The organism is Xenorhabdus bharatensis, from assembly GCF_037996705.1.
In the GTDB taxonomy this organism is placed as follows: Bacteria; Pseudomonadota; Gammaproteobacteria; order Enterobacterales; family Enterobacteriaceae; genus Xenorhabdus; species Xenorhabdus bharatensis.
On sequence record NZ_JBBMXG010000007.1, the window covers coordinates 102,493 to 118,195 of the forward strand.

At 37.7% G+C, this 15,703-nt stretch carries 10 protein-coding genes; 8 read left to right on the forward strand and 2 right to left on the reverse strand.

What is annotated here, in order from left to right; translation table 11 throughout:
• Positions 1-89: 89 nt before the first annotated feature.
• A complete protein-coding gene (locus AAC855_RS08570; RefSeq protein ID WP_340609170.1) occupies positions 90-3,806 on the reverse strand; it encodes a hypothetical protein in 3,717 nt (1,238 codons plus the stop codon).
• A gap of 609 nt (positions 3,807-4,415) precedes the next feature.
• Here AAC855_RS08570 and AAC855_RS08575 point away from each other — a divergent pair.
• From AAC855_RS08575 to fur, 6 genes are all read left to right on the forward strand, one after another.
• Positions 4,416-5,522: an efflux RND transporter periplasmic adaptor subunit gene (locus tag AAC855_RS08575; RefSeq protein WP_340609171.1), complete on the forward strand. Its 1,107-nt coding sequence runs from the start codon at positions 4,416-4,418 to the stop codon at positions 5,520-5,522.
• 1 nt (position 5,523) lies between these two features.
• Positions 5,524-8,637: an efflux RND transporter permease subunit gene (locus AAC855_RS08580; RefSeq protein ID WP_340609172.1), complete on the forward strand. Its 3,114-nt coding sequence runs from the start codon at positions 5,524-5,526 to the stop codon at positions 8,635-8,637.
• Positions 8,638-8,682: 45 nt separating this feature from the next.
• Positions 8,683-9,273 (forward strand): TetR/AcrR family transcriptional regulator, encoded by a 591-nt coding sequence (locus AAC855_RS08585; protein ID WP_340609173.1) that lies wholly within the window; start codon positions 8,683-8,685, stop codon positions 9,271-9,273.
• Positions 9,274-9,480: 207 nt separating this feature from the next.
• Entirely contained in the window at positions 9,481-9,771 is a 291-nt protein-coding gene (gene ybfE, locus AAC855_RS08590) for a LexA regulated protein (protein WP_099111133.1), read from the forward strand.
• 174 nt (positions 9,772-9,945) lie between these two features.
• Positions 9,946-10,479, forward strand: coding sequence for a flavodoxin FldA (fldA, locus tag AAC855_RS08595; RefSeq protein WP_340609174.1), 534 nt, complete (start codon positions 9,946-9,948; stop codon positions 10,477-10,479).
• Between the two features lie 352 nt (positions 10,480-10,831).
• Positions 10,832-11,284: a ferric iron uptake transcriptional regulator gene (gene fur / locus AAC855_RS08600; protein WP_340609175.1), complete on the forward strand. Its 453-nt coding sequence runs from the start codon at positions 10,832-10,834 to the stop codon at positions 11,282-11,284.
• 105 nt (positions 11,285-11,389) lie between these two features.
• On the opposite strand, the gene AAC855_RS08605 is transcribed toward fur, so the two are convergent.
• Entirely contained in the window at positions 11,390-14,083 is a 2,694-nt protein-coding gene (locus tag AAC855_RS08605) for a beta-N-acetylhexosaminidase (protein ID WP_340609176.1), read from the reverse strand.
• Between the two features lie 394 nt (positions 14,084-14,477).
• On the opposite strand from AAC855_RS08605, the gene AAC855_RS08610 reads away from it, so the two are divergent.
• Both AAC855_RS08610 and AAC855_RS08615 read left to right on the forward strand, forming a co-directional pair.
• Positions 14,478-14,885: a DUF2000 family protein gene (locus AAC855_RS08610; protein ID WP_340609177.1), complete on the forward strand. Its 408-nt coding sequence runs from the start codon at positions 14,478-14,480 to the stop codon at positions 14,883-14,885.
• A 153-nt stretch (positions 14,886-15,038) separates the two neighbouring features.
• Entirely contained in the window at positions 15,039-15,650 is a 612-nt protein-coding gene (locus AAC855_RS08615; RefSeq protein WP_340609178.1) for a LysE family translocator, read from the forward strand.
• Positions 15,651-15,703 lie beyond the last annotated feature (53 nt).

The window sequence follows — 15,703 nt, forward strand, 5'->3', positions numbered from 1 at the left end:
TTTTTATTTCGGCCAGTTGTATATATACCATCGTACATTGTTATTTTAGCAAACCTACTATAAACAACTGGCCACCTTTCTTAGAAAGTTTATTCATTAAGTAAGGGTGCTAATTTAAGACAAGCACCAATGATTCCTGCAGTACATTGAAAAGCTAAAGTAAAGATAGCAGCCTGAGTACCCAGAAGAGCACCTAAACTAAAAATCTTTCCTAGTCCAAGTAAAATACCTGACAAACCATCCATCCAAAATAAGCCTTTTGCAACAAGAAATACGATAGAATTAATAAATATAACTAATCCGATTAAGATATTCACTGTAAAAATTACAATATTTACACTAGTTACTTTTAAATCTGGTAAGTTTGGATTAAAAATAATTATTAACCCACATATTAGATAAGTTAAGGTTAATACTAAAGATGCTAACCAAATAATTATCGAAAATTCATCATTGAAAGAATAGATTGCAAGAATAAATAAATTTACAATAGAGAGCGAAGCATCACATACATTTATCATTGCCACGATCTCTTTCTGAATAGCGCCACTGGAACCTTTTGAAAAAGTAAATCCCACTACACGTAACATTCCAAATAATGATGAAAAAAACGAAAAAGCTGTGCTAATAATTTTTAGTATTTTTACAATCTCAGAATCCCTAGTATTTTTTTCATTCTGTATTTTTGAAATACATTTAGTGAGAACAATTAAATGATTATCTTTTGGGTTTATGATATCCAAGAATTTATTCAAACTAATTTCTTTTTTAAACTTTGAGATACTTTCTTCATTAGGAAACAATTGAATACCTAATACTAATTTTGACAAAATGGTTGTTGGTATAGCAATAAGCAATGATAAAAAATCATTTAAGCTTGGATTATTTTCAGTATTTGTAATAAATTTAAAAAAACTTGACACAAAAGGAATGTCTAAAGGTGTGTCCATAAAATGACAAAAATCATCAGCTATAGATTTAATTATTTCCATAATTGATTCAAATAACCCAACAGCATCTCTTATTCCTTTATCCATTAATGATTTTAAAGAATTAAATACCTCTATTATTGACATTGATAAAATAGAATCTATATTTTGATGTTTAATTAATTTATCAGAAAACGATCCGTATTCTTCAGATTGTAAAAATTTATCACTGTACTTTTTGGTCTCTTTTATGAAATTATCTATTGCCCTATTACTAGAATCAACCAAGAGTCCAACTTGATTTTCATTGGATGATATTCCAAAATGATTGTTATAATTATTATTAAGAAATTTTTCCAGTAAAAAATTATTAAAAAAAGCTTGGTCTAGATCTTTATGAAGCTTAGGATTTTTATCCTCATACACTTTCATCTTAGCATTGTAATAACTAACATTTTTACCCTCAATGCATTTAATCACCTTATCTAAATTATTGTTGTCAATTTCATTGGTTTTTTTTAAAATTTTTTTAAATTCCCTCCCCTCTTTTTCAATCATTCCTGTCAGCGCTCCTTTTTGCATAGATAATAAATGAGAAATAGCCTTTTTAGTTCTCATAATATCCTTCCAATTAAAAACAAAACCAATAAATTCAATAACTAATTCCGTTTTTAATTTTATAAAATTAAAAATCTCCGATGCTATATTTAAAGCATCATTAGCAAATTTCACCACTCCATTAAAAACTTTCCTGACGCCATCTTCAATAAATGTGAATACGAATTCACCGGCTCTATAAATTGAAAAATCCAAAATCTCAAAAATTTCATTTTTTATATTTAAAATAAAATTTCCTATGCTACCAAACCACTCAGAAAGACCAGATAGATTAGTTAGTTTATCTTGAATATCTTTCTCGCTTAATTCACAGTAAATGGGTATGCCTGTACTTAAATCAAGCATCCATGGTTGGTACTGTTCAGGTACATTCAATGTCTCTAACTGAAGTAATGTTTCAGTAAGATATGTTCCAACATGAGGCTCTTTTTTAAATGTGCTGCGTAATTTAGGGGCTGTATCAACAAGCTCCATACACCTCCTCACACTATCCGCTACCGAATCTGCAACTTTTTTCGTAATTTTATTAGGTAATAACGGATTGCCTTCACTATCCTTAGCATTGACTAATTCATCACCCGTTAACGTAGACAGACGTTTTTTGATATCAGCATATTGACGAATAGCAACAGGAGAAAGATCACATTGAGGCAAAGTAAATGATAATGCTGCTACACCTAACTGTTCAGCGGGTTGTATAATGGTAAAACTCCCACGGGCATTCGTCCTAATTTCTATTTTCTGATCCTTATCAAGGAAATATGTATCACCATTAACCATCAGCTTAGTTTGCGCAGATGATGATATTTCTACAGGTTCATTAACTAATGGAAATCCTGCTTTATCTTTCATATATAATTCTGTGCTATAAGAAATAATTTCCTTTATGGTTCTACCTATGCCTGGTGTTATATCACTAATAATCCATTGATCATTTTCACGTGACCACATTGAACGAATAAAGGTGTTATTTTTATCAACAAAAAAGACATTAACCCCACCTGATATGATCGAGAGTGTGTTATATACTGTATTATCATATGACATTACCTGTGTATTAATTCGGGTCGGATCACTCCATCCTGTAGGCGATTTATTATCCTCCATCATATGATATAGGATAGATTCATGTATACGGCTTTTATCTTCATTATAATCTAGAAATAAATGCGTTCTATTTTTAATGTCAAGTGATAATTTAAAATCAAAGATATCTCTACCTTTTGGTGTTATATTTAAATCTTTTTCAGAGATGACTTTATCAATTAATACTCTATCACCATCAATACGTAATGAAATAATATACTGATGCAGATATTCCGTATAAATCTTACAGTAAATTTTACTTTTTTTCTCCCCATTATCAACATATTCAATTTGTTTTAACTTCTCTATTTTTTTTATTTTTCCGTCTAATATGGAATCCTTACTAGAATAACGTGCGTATGAATAGGCTTTATTTTTCATTGAACAACTATAACATAGAAAAGTATGATAGGGATCATTAGGTTTATATATTATATAAAACCTAACAAGCTCCTTATAATCATTTCCTATAAGTATAGAATTAGTTATTTCGGATCCTCCAAGTACATTGATGAAATCTGGCTCAAATTTTATAACAGGATCACTTCTTTTTTTATTGGTAAAATTTAATGATTTTTTACAATCATCTTCTACTTTATTTATTTTTAACCGATTTATAATATTGTTTCTATTATTTGAATCTACTATATTATCAGACCGCTTATCTTTAACCAAATAGACTGGACTGATTTCTATCATCTCTTTACCACCCTTTACAATGGTTTTTATATTAATTTCATTAAGAGTATGTTTAACATCACCATTATCACAATATTTTGATAAATCATATTTTTCATTACTAAAAATCCAGCGTTCACCGTCTATTTTCTCATTCTCATAAATATATTTCATGTAATTTCCATTTATATAAAATACGATTATTCTACCATTATCAAATGTAGTTAAATATATATTTTTTATATTATAATAATTACTGATTTCAATAGGGAGCTTTTCACGACTGTATCCACTTCCATTAGTATTGGGATACATATTAATGACATTGACATTATTTCCAACTTCCTGATAAAAAACCTCAATTCCTGCATCCCTATTCTCTATAGTTTCAAAATTATTATTTATATTATGTTCATTATTACTTTTCATGTCATAGTTTTTCATAAACTTAGTGACGGATGTAAAATTGCATTTTGATTTTTTTTTCGTAGTCATAATAATTACCTTACATATAATTTTTTGTTTTAAAAAAACCAACTTGTTATTTTTTAATAAATAATTACAAGATTAGTACCAGATTAAAATTTCCACCCATATATAAGTCATAGGTATTAACTTTAATTTTGTCAAATTATAACTTTGGTGTTTTAATAATTATTTTTTATTAAAAAATAAAAAAATTAATAAACTTTATAAGTTTAATACGTTAGAGCTGACTAACTCTTCACTTATTGATCGCCAGTGACGTTTAAACATGTCTGATGTGCTGTATTCAATGAAAACCCAATAGAGCTTCAGTTAACATTACCCGAAACCTCTTAAAAAACAGTGCCAATATTGAACGGGTTATGAAAAGTACTGGTCTCAGCCGCGAAGAACTTCTGTCCTTACAATAACCCTGCTTCTCTTTTGTTCTCTTATCTGTTTTTGGCGCTGGTAAGAGAACAAAAATGTCAATCCCATACACAAATTATAGTTAATTTCGTACAAAGCAATTCAGATTAGAATGCGGTTAAAATGTTTGCACTCATTTTTTAGATAGACTAATCTATCTAAAAATATAGGCGCTAATTTAAGCATTCTGCTCATTAGTAAGGACGATAAATGGCAAGAAATTTGTTACCCCTTCTTGGCTTTTGTTTTTCTATTCTCATTTTCAATACAAACGCCCAGACATCCACGGAACAGATGTATGTTTCAACCACGACAATCCAGTCTGTTCCCTTTGTTCCTACCGTTAATATATTAGGGTCTATTGTCGCCAAAAATGAGGTTGTCATTAGCCCTACGCTAACTCAACTTATCATTACGCATGTTTTGGTCGAAGAAGGTGATCATGTCAAACAAGGGGATGTGCTGGCTATGCTGGAAACACCCATTCAGGATGAAAAAGTCAGGCAGGCCAGCGCCAAACTCGAACAATCCCTGTCCCTGATAAAACAGAACGAAGCTGTAAACAGTCAGGCACAATCTGAACTAAAGCGTGTAAAACCGCTAATCAGTTCAGGCGTCATTTCAGCCAGTGAATTTGAAAGATATAGAATGGAAGCAAACTCCGCACTAGCCGCCCTGAATGCAGCAAAAGCTGAATATCGTCAGTTACAGGCTCTATTGCAGGAAGAAAAAAGCCAGCGGGCTAAAACGACGATCCTTGCCCCTAATAATGGAGTTATCAGCGAACGAGTAGCAACAGTGGGTATGACCACCGATACTAATTATCTATTTAAACTTATCACTGATAATCAGTACGAATTTTCTGCTGAAGCTTATATAACTGAATTAAAAAAGATCCGGGTCGGTTTCCCCACAACGATAACGCTCACCGAAGGTGAAAAAATAACGGGCAAAGTCAGGTATATTTCGCCAAAAATTAATCCTGTTACTCAGATAGGAACTATCAGGATCGCTCTTGAGAATGTTTCCGCAGATATCAGACCCGGTGATTTCGGTTATGCTTTCTTTCAGTTTAAACCTGAAAATATTAATGCCATCCCTTATAGTGCGGTTAATATTACCAACGGTAATAAAGCCAGTGTCTTTATTGTTGGTAAAAAAAATGTGGTCGAAAAGAAACAGCTTAATATAGGACGTATTTTTGGTGATTGGATAGAAATAAAATCGGGGTTATCAGCAAACGATAAAGTTGTTATTTCTGCATCTCCATTCTTACAGGAGATGGATACTGTTTCTATTAAGCCACAGGGAAAATAAAATGAAGTTTCAATTATCAGAATGGGCCATCAGAAAGCCAATTCCTACTATTGTTATTTTCCTGGCTCTGACAATTGCCGGGTTATTCTCTTTTTCCGAGTTACCCATTAATGCCAACCCCGTGATTAATTTCCCGATAGTCACGGTCACTGCCGCACAAAATGGCGCGTCTCCTTCCGAAATGGAAAATGCAGTAACCCAGCCTATCGAACGGGCAGTTTCTGGTTTACCCGGGATCCGGCATATTAATTCAACCATTACTGATGGTGTTTCTATTACTATTATTGAATTTAATCTGACCGTTGATCCCAATGTCGCCGTTAATGATATTCGGGAACAAATCACCCAAATACGGGCAGAATTACCACAAACTATAGATGAGCCTCTGATAAACCGTATTGATGTAGAAGGTGGTTCTATTCTGAATTATGCTGTTCAGTCAAAGGATAAAAGCCTGACTGAATTATCCTGGTTTGTGGATGATAAATTAAGTAAGCATTTATTAACTGTTCCCGGCGTACAAAAAGTCAGCCGCTCAGGAGGCACAAACAGAGAAATATTAGTTGAGCCTGATCCGGTAAAATTAGCTGCATTAAAAATCAGTGTTGCCGATATTAACCGCTTATTACTCCAGAGTAATGTCAATATTCCTGGCGGGAAAATGGTTATCGCCGGGCAGGGGCATGCTATCCGTATTTTAGGTGCCAAAAATCAAATTGATTATTTACGCAAATTAAAATTTCCATTAGAAAATAATAACTGGGTCACACTGGGTGACATTGCCACAATTAAAGATTCGCATTCAGAAACAAATACTATTGCACGTCTGAATGGTGAACCTGTTATTGGTTTTGCAATCTACCGTATCAAAGGTTCAAGTGATACCATCGTCGAAAAAGGGGTCACACAAGCACTAAAAAAAATTCAAAAAGAGTACCCTGATATTAATATCAAACTCGTTTCATCAAATGTGAAATACACTGTAGCCAGTTATAATGCCACGATGCAAACACTGATCGAAGGTGCCATATTAACGGTCATTGTTGTATTTTTCTTCCTTAAAAGCTGGCGGGCAACCTTAATTGCTGCAATTGCCCTGCCGTTATCTATCCTGCCCACTTTTGTTATTCTGCATTTATTTGGCTACACATTAAACAGCATCACACTATTAGCATTAACACTGGTAATCGGAATTTTAGTGGATGATGCGATAGTCGAAATCGAAAATATAGAAAAATATATCGAAAGAGGTGAAAGACCCTATATTGCCGCGATCAAAGCCTCCAATGCTATCGGGTTTGCCATCATCGCGATTACGATTACGATTGTTGCCGTTTTTCTGCCGGTCAGTTTTGTTGGCGGTTTTGTCGGCCAGTATTTTGTGCCTTTCGGCGTTACTGTTTCAGCCGCTGTTTTATCATCTCTGTTAGTGGCCAGATTGGTCACTCCCCTGATGTCTGCTTACCTGTTATTACCGAAAAAGGCGTCGGCTAAAAAAGCCTTATCGGAAAAACATAGCGAAGCAGATAAAGTCAGGACGCCGGAATGGATCAACAAATATGTGGCTATTCTCGATAAAACACTCAGATTTCGTAAAACAGCTTTGGCCTTAGCCCTTGTTTTCCTTTTGGGCTCATTAAGCCTGATTGAGCTACTACCCTCCGGTTTTTTACCCAAATCGGATATCAGTATCGCTAAAGTAGATATTGAATCGCCTCCCGGCACACAGGTAGCCAAAAGTGATGAAATTTTACAGAAGATTATTAAGCAGTTTAAAGACCGGCCAGAAATTGTAGATATCTTTTCTATTGCAGGGGTTGAAGGAACCGCCGGGGATATCAGTCAAAGTAAAAGCACTATTATTATTAATTTAGTGCCGATTAATGATCGGAAATTATCACAAAAGGAATTTGAAGAATCATTAGCACCTATTTTGAGTGCAACGCCAGATATTCGATATAACTTTGGCAGCGGTAACGGTAATAGAGATGTTTCCATTGTTTTAGCCAGCGACTACCCGGAGGTTCTTTCTCAGACAATACAGCAGTTACGTCAGGAAATGATGCAATTAAACGGCTTAAAGAATATTCAGATCCTACAGCCTTTACCCAGACGAGAAATAATTATCACCCCCAATATTGCGGAAGCCGCCAGAGCAGGAGTAACGACCGATGCGATTGGTGCTGCTATTAAAACCGCCACCATTGGTGAAATCAGCGCCAATACCGCTAAATTTAATTTACCTGACAGGCAGGTGCCGCTCCGCGTTTTATTAGCCAAAGAAGACAGGGATAATCTGGACGTGTTACGTAATATGTATGTCAGTAGTACATCAGGAATTAATGTTCCGATTAAATCTGTTGCAGATATTACCTTCAGCTCAGGGCCTGATGCCATAGAACGCATCTCCAGACAACGTAAAGCCGTGATTGAAGCAGATCTTGACGGCATAGCTATCGGCACGGCATTAGAACAGATTAATCAGTTACCCACGCTGGACAAATTACCACCACAAGTCAAAAGAATTGAGTATGGCGATGTGGAATACATGAATGAGATGTTCGACCGTTTTTTCACCACCATAATGCTCAGTATCCTGATGGTCTTGGCTATCCTGATTATTCTGTTCAAAGATTTCTTACAGCCTGTCACTATTCTGGTTGCTCTGCCGTTTGCTATCGGTGGTGCCATTATCGCTCTGCTTCTTTATAATGCCACGATTGATATGCCCGTTATCATCGGTATTTTAATGTTGATGGGCATTGTCAGTAAAAACTCCATCTTACTGGTTGAGTTTATTCTCGAAAAATCCCGCTCTGGCATGTCACGCAATGATGCCATCATTCAGGCAGGGAAAGAACGTGTCAGGCCGATCATCATGACGACAATTGCCATGATTGCCGGCATGATCCCTTTGGTTCTGACCAGTGGTGCGGATACCAATTTCCGTGCTCCCATGGCTATCGCCGTTATTGGCGGGTTACTCAGCTCAACTTTACTCAGTTTACTGTTTGTGCCCGTTATTTATAGCTATATGGATGATTTTAAAAATTATATCATTCCACGTCTCAGGAAATTGTCATCGGTAACAAAAGACGATCTTAATTATCACTGATATGAATCGTTCTGATTCTGTACCCAGCCTTTGGAGGAATATAAGGTGAAAAAACAGACCGAAAAACAGCGGGAAAAACGTAAGCATATTATTGATGCAGCTATCTCCTGTTTTATCGAAAAAGGATTTCATGCAACATCAACAGCAGAAATTTGCAAAGCGGCTGGCATGAGTCCCGGAAACCTGTTTCATTATTACCCGACCAAAAATGCCATTATTGAGGCTATTGCAGAAGAAGATAGCCATGACTACGATGAAATTCTGGCTGCCTGTTATGATGAAAATTCAGTGATCGTGACTATCGAAAAGTTGTTAGCAAAGCTGGTAGAACTCTATAACGAACCCGGTTATGCCCGGCTCAGTATCGAAATTATTGCTGAAGCAAGCCGGAACCCGGCTATTAATAAGATATTTATCGAAAATGAGAAAAAAGTCCGCGAACATTTAACCCAGCTAATCAGCACAGGCATTGAAAATGGGGAAATTGATACGCAGATTAATGCTGAACAGGCCGCTTCCTGGCTGATGATCACTGTTGATGGTTCCATCGGCAGGCAAATCATGGAACCTGATTTTGCATGGCAGCAACGTCTTGATTCTCTTACCTATATGATAAGAAAGGTTTTTATGCGATAACGCACGTATCCATGTACTGATTAAGGGAATGACCTTAATCAGTACGAATGGTTCCTTTTCCACATTATCTGTTTCACGATACTTTATTAACCACTATTGTTATACCCAATCCTGATAATCTCTCCTATCAACCAGTAGCGACACGCGCCCAGCTAAGGTATCATTGCCGGCTATATTATTGGTACACGCCCTTTATCAATTGAATTTATGGCAAAAGAACAAACTGATCGCACCACACTGGATTTGTTCGCAGATGAACGCAGGCCTGGGCGACCTAAAACAAGTCCGCTGTCCAGAGATGAACAGCTTAGGATCAATAAACGTAATCAGCTACGCCGGGATAAAGTCAAAGGACTTCGCCGGGTGGAGCTAAAACTTAATGAAGATGCTGTCGATGCACTGAATCATCTGGCAAAACAGCGTAATATCAGCCGCAGTGAATTGATTGAACAGATGTTGCTGGCTCAGTTAGCAACAGAAAATAACCTTACCAATTAACGGCTTTAATTCAACAGCGTGATACGGCGCTACCACACAAATCTGACAGACTTGTCATTGATGTTTGGTCAAAATAAAGTTTTTTCGTTTATTAAAACTGATATTTTTCTCCTGCTGATTTCAGCGTGACGTGTATAACTTAACTACACATAAAACAAGAGGTTAATCCACTTTATGGCAATAATAGGTATATTCTTCGGCAGCGACACTGGCAACACAGAGAACATTGCCAAAATGATCCAAGAAAAACTGGGCGGTGCTGATGTTGCGGAAGTCCACGATATTGCCAAAAGCAGCAAAGAAGATCTTGAAGCTTTCGATATCCTGCTGCTAGGCATTCCAACCTGGTATTACGGCGAAACTCAATGTGACTGGGATGACTTTCTCCCGACACTGGAAGAAATCAATTTTGATGGAAAATTAGTTGCCTTGTTCGGCTGCGGTGATCAGGAAGATTATGCAGAGTATTTCTGTGATGCCATGGGCACCATTCGCGATGTCATCGAACCTCGTGGTGCAATTATCGTTGGTCACTGGCCAATCGAAGGGTATCATCATGAAGAATCAAAAGGAATGGCAGACGATAAGCACTTCATTGGTCTCACCATTGATGAAGATCGCCAGCCAGAACTGACTGATGAACGTGTTGAAACTTGGGTAAAACAGATCACGGCTGAAATGAGCCTGTCAGAAATCCTTGGCGCATAAAATTGTTCTGGCGTTTTATAGATACTTTCTGGCGTCTGATAGACACAAGAAACGTCTTTTGCACAGGATAATTCCCGAATAATGTGTCATGATAGCGCGATAGGCATGGTTTTCATTTTCAATATCCATGCCTATAATCTACAACGTGAAACTAAATCATGATTCTCTCACGATACACCCATAACTTATGGATTTTGAGTCGCATCACGATGGCAAGGATACTCATCCTCTGGAACATAGCTCACTATGTGACAGAAATGAAGGGGTATAATAGCCAACAAAAAGGCGATTTGAAAAACGATGGGTATGTATTGTTAAGTTCACTAAACTCAAGCTACAGGACTGAATCCGCATGACCGACAACAATAAAGCATTGAAAAATGCTGGACTTAAAGTAACACTTCCTCGCCTGAAAATTCTGGAAGTGCTACAGGACCCAGAATGCCATCATGTCAGTGCGGAGGATCTCTACAAAAAACTGATTGATATCGGTGAAGAGATTGGCCTCGCCACTGTCTATCGCGTGTTGAACCAGTTCGATGATGCCGGCATTGTTACACGCCACAATTTTGAAGGCGGTAAATCGGTTTTCGAACTTACTCAACAACATCACCATGACCATCTAATTTGTCTCGACTGCGGTAAAGTGATTGAATTCAGCGATGAATCCATTGAAGAACGTCAGAAAGATATCGCAACACGTTATGGAATCAAGCTGTCAAATCATAGTCTATACCTGTATGGTCACTGCACTACAGGCGATTGTCGCAAAGACGGTTCGTTACATGATGTAAAAGCACGATAAGGAGTCAGCATTTACTGCTACTTCTCGTGTCTGACCCTGTCAGAGAAGCTGCTGCCGATTAGCTGACACTAATCGGCAGATTGCTTTTAATGTCCTATTTTAGGATTACTCAGAAGGTACCTCTTCCACCCGACTGAAACGCTTTTCATCAGTACTGACAGAGCGAATTTTTACATGCCCATTAACATGCGGCCGCTGTCTATCATCATAACTTTCCCATGTTTTTCCATCGTCCAATGAATACTGAATGGTCATGCCCGGCAAGGCGATATTCGCTTCTAGTGTTCCGGCTACAATTCTTGCACCGGGTATCGGCAGACGGTACGCAATATGAGCTTCATCCAGTTTAGCCATTTCGCGCTGCCCCATCAGATTGGCAAAATGCAGCCAGTCGTTATTGAGCTTATCGGTATCTACATACCGTGTAATCCCGCCTTTATATTCCCTTCCCTGCTGGTAATTCTGTTCCCACTCAGCCTGATGCCATGCCCGTTCCGCCAACGGTAATAATCGCGGATAAATCATATATTCCATCTGCTCATCAGTACGTACAGTCTCACTCCATGACTGCCCTGACAGCCCATATGCCCCCGGCCAGCGTTTACCGCTGTTTGCATTAAAATAGTCTCCGTTGATATCCACCGAAGTTTCAGCATTTTGGGGCATATTATTGGGTGCAAAACTGAATATTTTCGCTTCATCATTAAAACGGGAAGCCCAATAGTAACCCCGCTCTTTCGGATTAACCTCATAGGGCATATCCAGATAAACATAATCAGGATTGGAAATAATGACCCGATAGCCTTTATTGGCCCAATCATTAACAGAATCTGCACCGCCCCAATAAAGCGTATCCCAGAAATTCACCGCAACATGTCGTGTAGCAAAGTCTTTAGCTGATTTCGCATATTTCAGACCATCCTGCCATGACTGCATCGTATCAATGCCATGCTTATTGACGATTTTGCTGACTTCAACCGCAAAATAACTGGCCAGTTCATCAACATCTTTGATAATCCCCTTTGCAACCATTTTTTGGCAAATCTGAGATTTTGCCCACGGCTTATCTTCAATTTTCTTATTGATGATCCCTTTACCCGGTTCAATCGGGCCATCTTTATCCTGATATCCCGCACCCAGTCGAATATTTTTCGCCTCATCCCCGCCATAGTGCCATGTTGTCAGCGGTGAGCCGGCTTCTTTATGCATGGCGACAATTTCACTGAGCACTTTGTCAATAAAACGTTTGGAAGAGTCCATACATGGATTCAGATAACTATGGCGATCATAAAACTGTACAGATGTTGTATTTGAGGTATCTGTCGGATCGAGCAAACGATACTCATTAGCTGCTTGTTCTTGTCCTTGTGCCATCAGTTTCTTGTAGCGGGCCTCCATTGATACCACCGCTGCACGGGCATGAGCCGGAATATCAATTTCGGGGATCACCTCTATCTGACGGGCTTTGGCATATTCGAGAATATCAATGTAATCCTGACGGCTGAAGTAACCGCTTCCCATATTATTACTGTCCGGCCCTGAGCCTAACTGTGGTAGTAAACATTTTACCTCACTTAAATCATGGCAACGTTTACTGCCGATTTCTGTTAACTCCGGTAAACCGGGAATTTCCAGACGCCAACCTTCATCGTCACTTAAGTGAAAATGGAATTTATTCAGCTTATAAGCAGCCATTTGATCCAACAGGCGCAATACAGCTTCTTTACTATGGAAATTACGCCCAACGTCAAGGAACATGCCTCGATACTCAAATCTGGGCGCATCTTGTGCGGTTAATGTGGCAATTTTCGGCACGCCATTAGCCGGGATCAGGGAAAACAGCGATTGCAGGCCGTAAAATACGCCGGACTGATCAAAAGCAACTATATGTGTTCCTCTGGGGGTGATATCCAGCGAATAAGCACCTTTCACCCGCCAGTCACCCGCAAACTTGTCGGCATTAATTTGCGTTGTAATCAGATAACCGCTATCGGTTAATTTAATCTTGTGGGCAGCAAAACGATCTCTAATCACCTTGATTGATTGACCACTTAACCCTCCCAGCTCCAATTTTACGCCACGGGACAAATTGACATCCTGTGAGTGAATCGTCACCTTTTTAGGTGTCGGAATAATCTTCCCGCGCAATTTATCTTCACTGATTAGCACCATCTGCCGATTTTTCTCAAAACGGTTTTCAGGTGTCATCAGAATATTATGATCCGTTGTGGTTCGTTTCCATTGTTCTCCTTGAAAAGGAGATAAAAATGCACTCAGATCTTCAGTATCCGTATTGGCCAATACCTTAGGAATGGCATCACCGGATGTGGCATACCAGCGCGGCATAAAATCGGTGCTATAAATCTGCCAGTATTCTCCGATAATTGGCAGTATGATTTTTTCATTCGCTCTGATACCCCTGAATTTTTCAGTCGGTTCCAGCCTATGCAAATCCCCTGTGATATGAGTTATTTTATATTGCTCATGATCAATTCTGAGAATTTGGCGAATACTGTGGAAATAGAGAGACCAATCCGCAGAATCAATATTCTGATCACCATTAGTCAATATGATATTAACCTGATTACAAGCTGCCCAGTCTGCACCTAAAATGGCGCAATTCGTCCCATGTGCTCCGGCCTGATTGTCTACGATACTGAAATTCACATTTAATTGACTAAGTGAATCCACTATCTGCTGTGATGTCATTTCCGTACGAATGTTTTCTGCACAAGTACCCGCACTGAACCCTGCCGCCATGAGAAATGCTGCCAAAGTATGTAATTTAATGCTTTTCATTAATAATGACCTCGTCCGAGTTTATTTTTTCGCCCAGAACAGAAGGCTGTTTCTGACATATTAAAATGCGTTTAAACAACATGTTATGAACAACATCATTTAAGCAATACGGCTTCAATAACACGATTTAAATGACATAGCATCAACACAAAATAACCCTACACAACATGTGACTATAAGGCAATTTTTAATCTTGGTAGAAGGGCTTAATTTTCATTACGATTCTTTTTTATATAAAAAAAGTGATAGAAATCATACTCAATACCTCTTTTGAACCGAGACTTTTTAAGATCCATCAGGTATGAAACGTATCGATGCACAAACGTACAAGACAAATATGCTGCCGTTAATTAAATATATTATTCACATAGCAACGCATGGAGAATGATTTAAAATGTTTGATACGAAAATTGCTTTCATAGTGCGGGATGATTTACAGACCTGGCAAAAATTTAATGTGGTTGCATTCCTCGCAACGGGCATTGCCTCATCTGCACCGGAGGTTATAGGTACCCCTTATATCGACTCTTCTGGTCATAAATATGGAAGCATGTGCGGTCAACCTATGCTTATTTTTGGTGCTGATCTTAATGCGCTTCAACGCGTTCATAGGAAAGGCTTGGAGCGGTCTCTTCTTCTAGTTCCTTATGTCTACACAATGTTTTCAACAGGTCACGATGAAGCGAACCGAGAAGTTTTTTTATCTGAAGATGTGGATAATATGAATTTCGTTGGCCTCGCGGTGCATGGTCCAAAAAAATCGGTAGATAAAGCAATAAAAGGACTATATCTCCACAAATGATTATTGTTGTTCTACCGTGCGAGACTCAGTTTAAATAATAGGTTTTTTACTGGTTAAACTGATGACGCTCCTGACTCCAGAAAAAATCTAAATTTGGCTTAATCGCAGTCTATTGCAAAATTATAAGAATTTAAATTTATTTAGAGAGATTTTATGGAAATATTTCTTTATACCTTTGGTGTAATGTATAGCCCCGGCCCTGTTAATTTTATGGGTATGAATGCTGGTTTAACCGGTCAATTTAAAAAAACGATTGGCTTTTTTATTGGTGTAGGCTGTGCAATGCTTACGTTATTTATTTTTTTAGGGTATGCAGGAGAAGCCATTATCACTCATAAATATCTCCCTTATATTTCACTACTTGGATCTTTATATACATTTTATCTCTCATTTAAAATGGCGACATCTAATATACAGTTGAATGAAAAAGAGACAAACATTACCCCTAATAAAAACCTTACATTTTGGAATGGTTTTTTAATTCAAGCATTAAATCCCAAAGGAATACTTGTCGTCTTGCCGGTCACTACAATTATGTATCCTGCAGCTCATATTACAGGACAAATGATATTTTTAGTATCAGTATTGATTTCAATTGGTGGAGCTGGCGCACCAGGGCTTTATTCACTCTTTGGAGAAATTATTGGTAAACAGATAAAAAATGCTTCATGGATTAATCAGCTAAATAAATTCATGGGCGCTATACTGGCTATTGTCGCCATTTTTATGGCCTATGATTTTTTTGTTGGCATTAACTTAATATAAGACGTGATCGTCATTTTCTCCATCTTTAAATAATATGAAAACTGGATTTCACT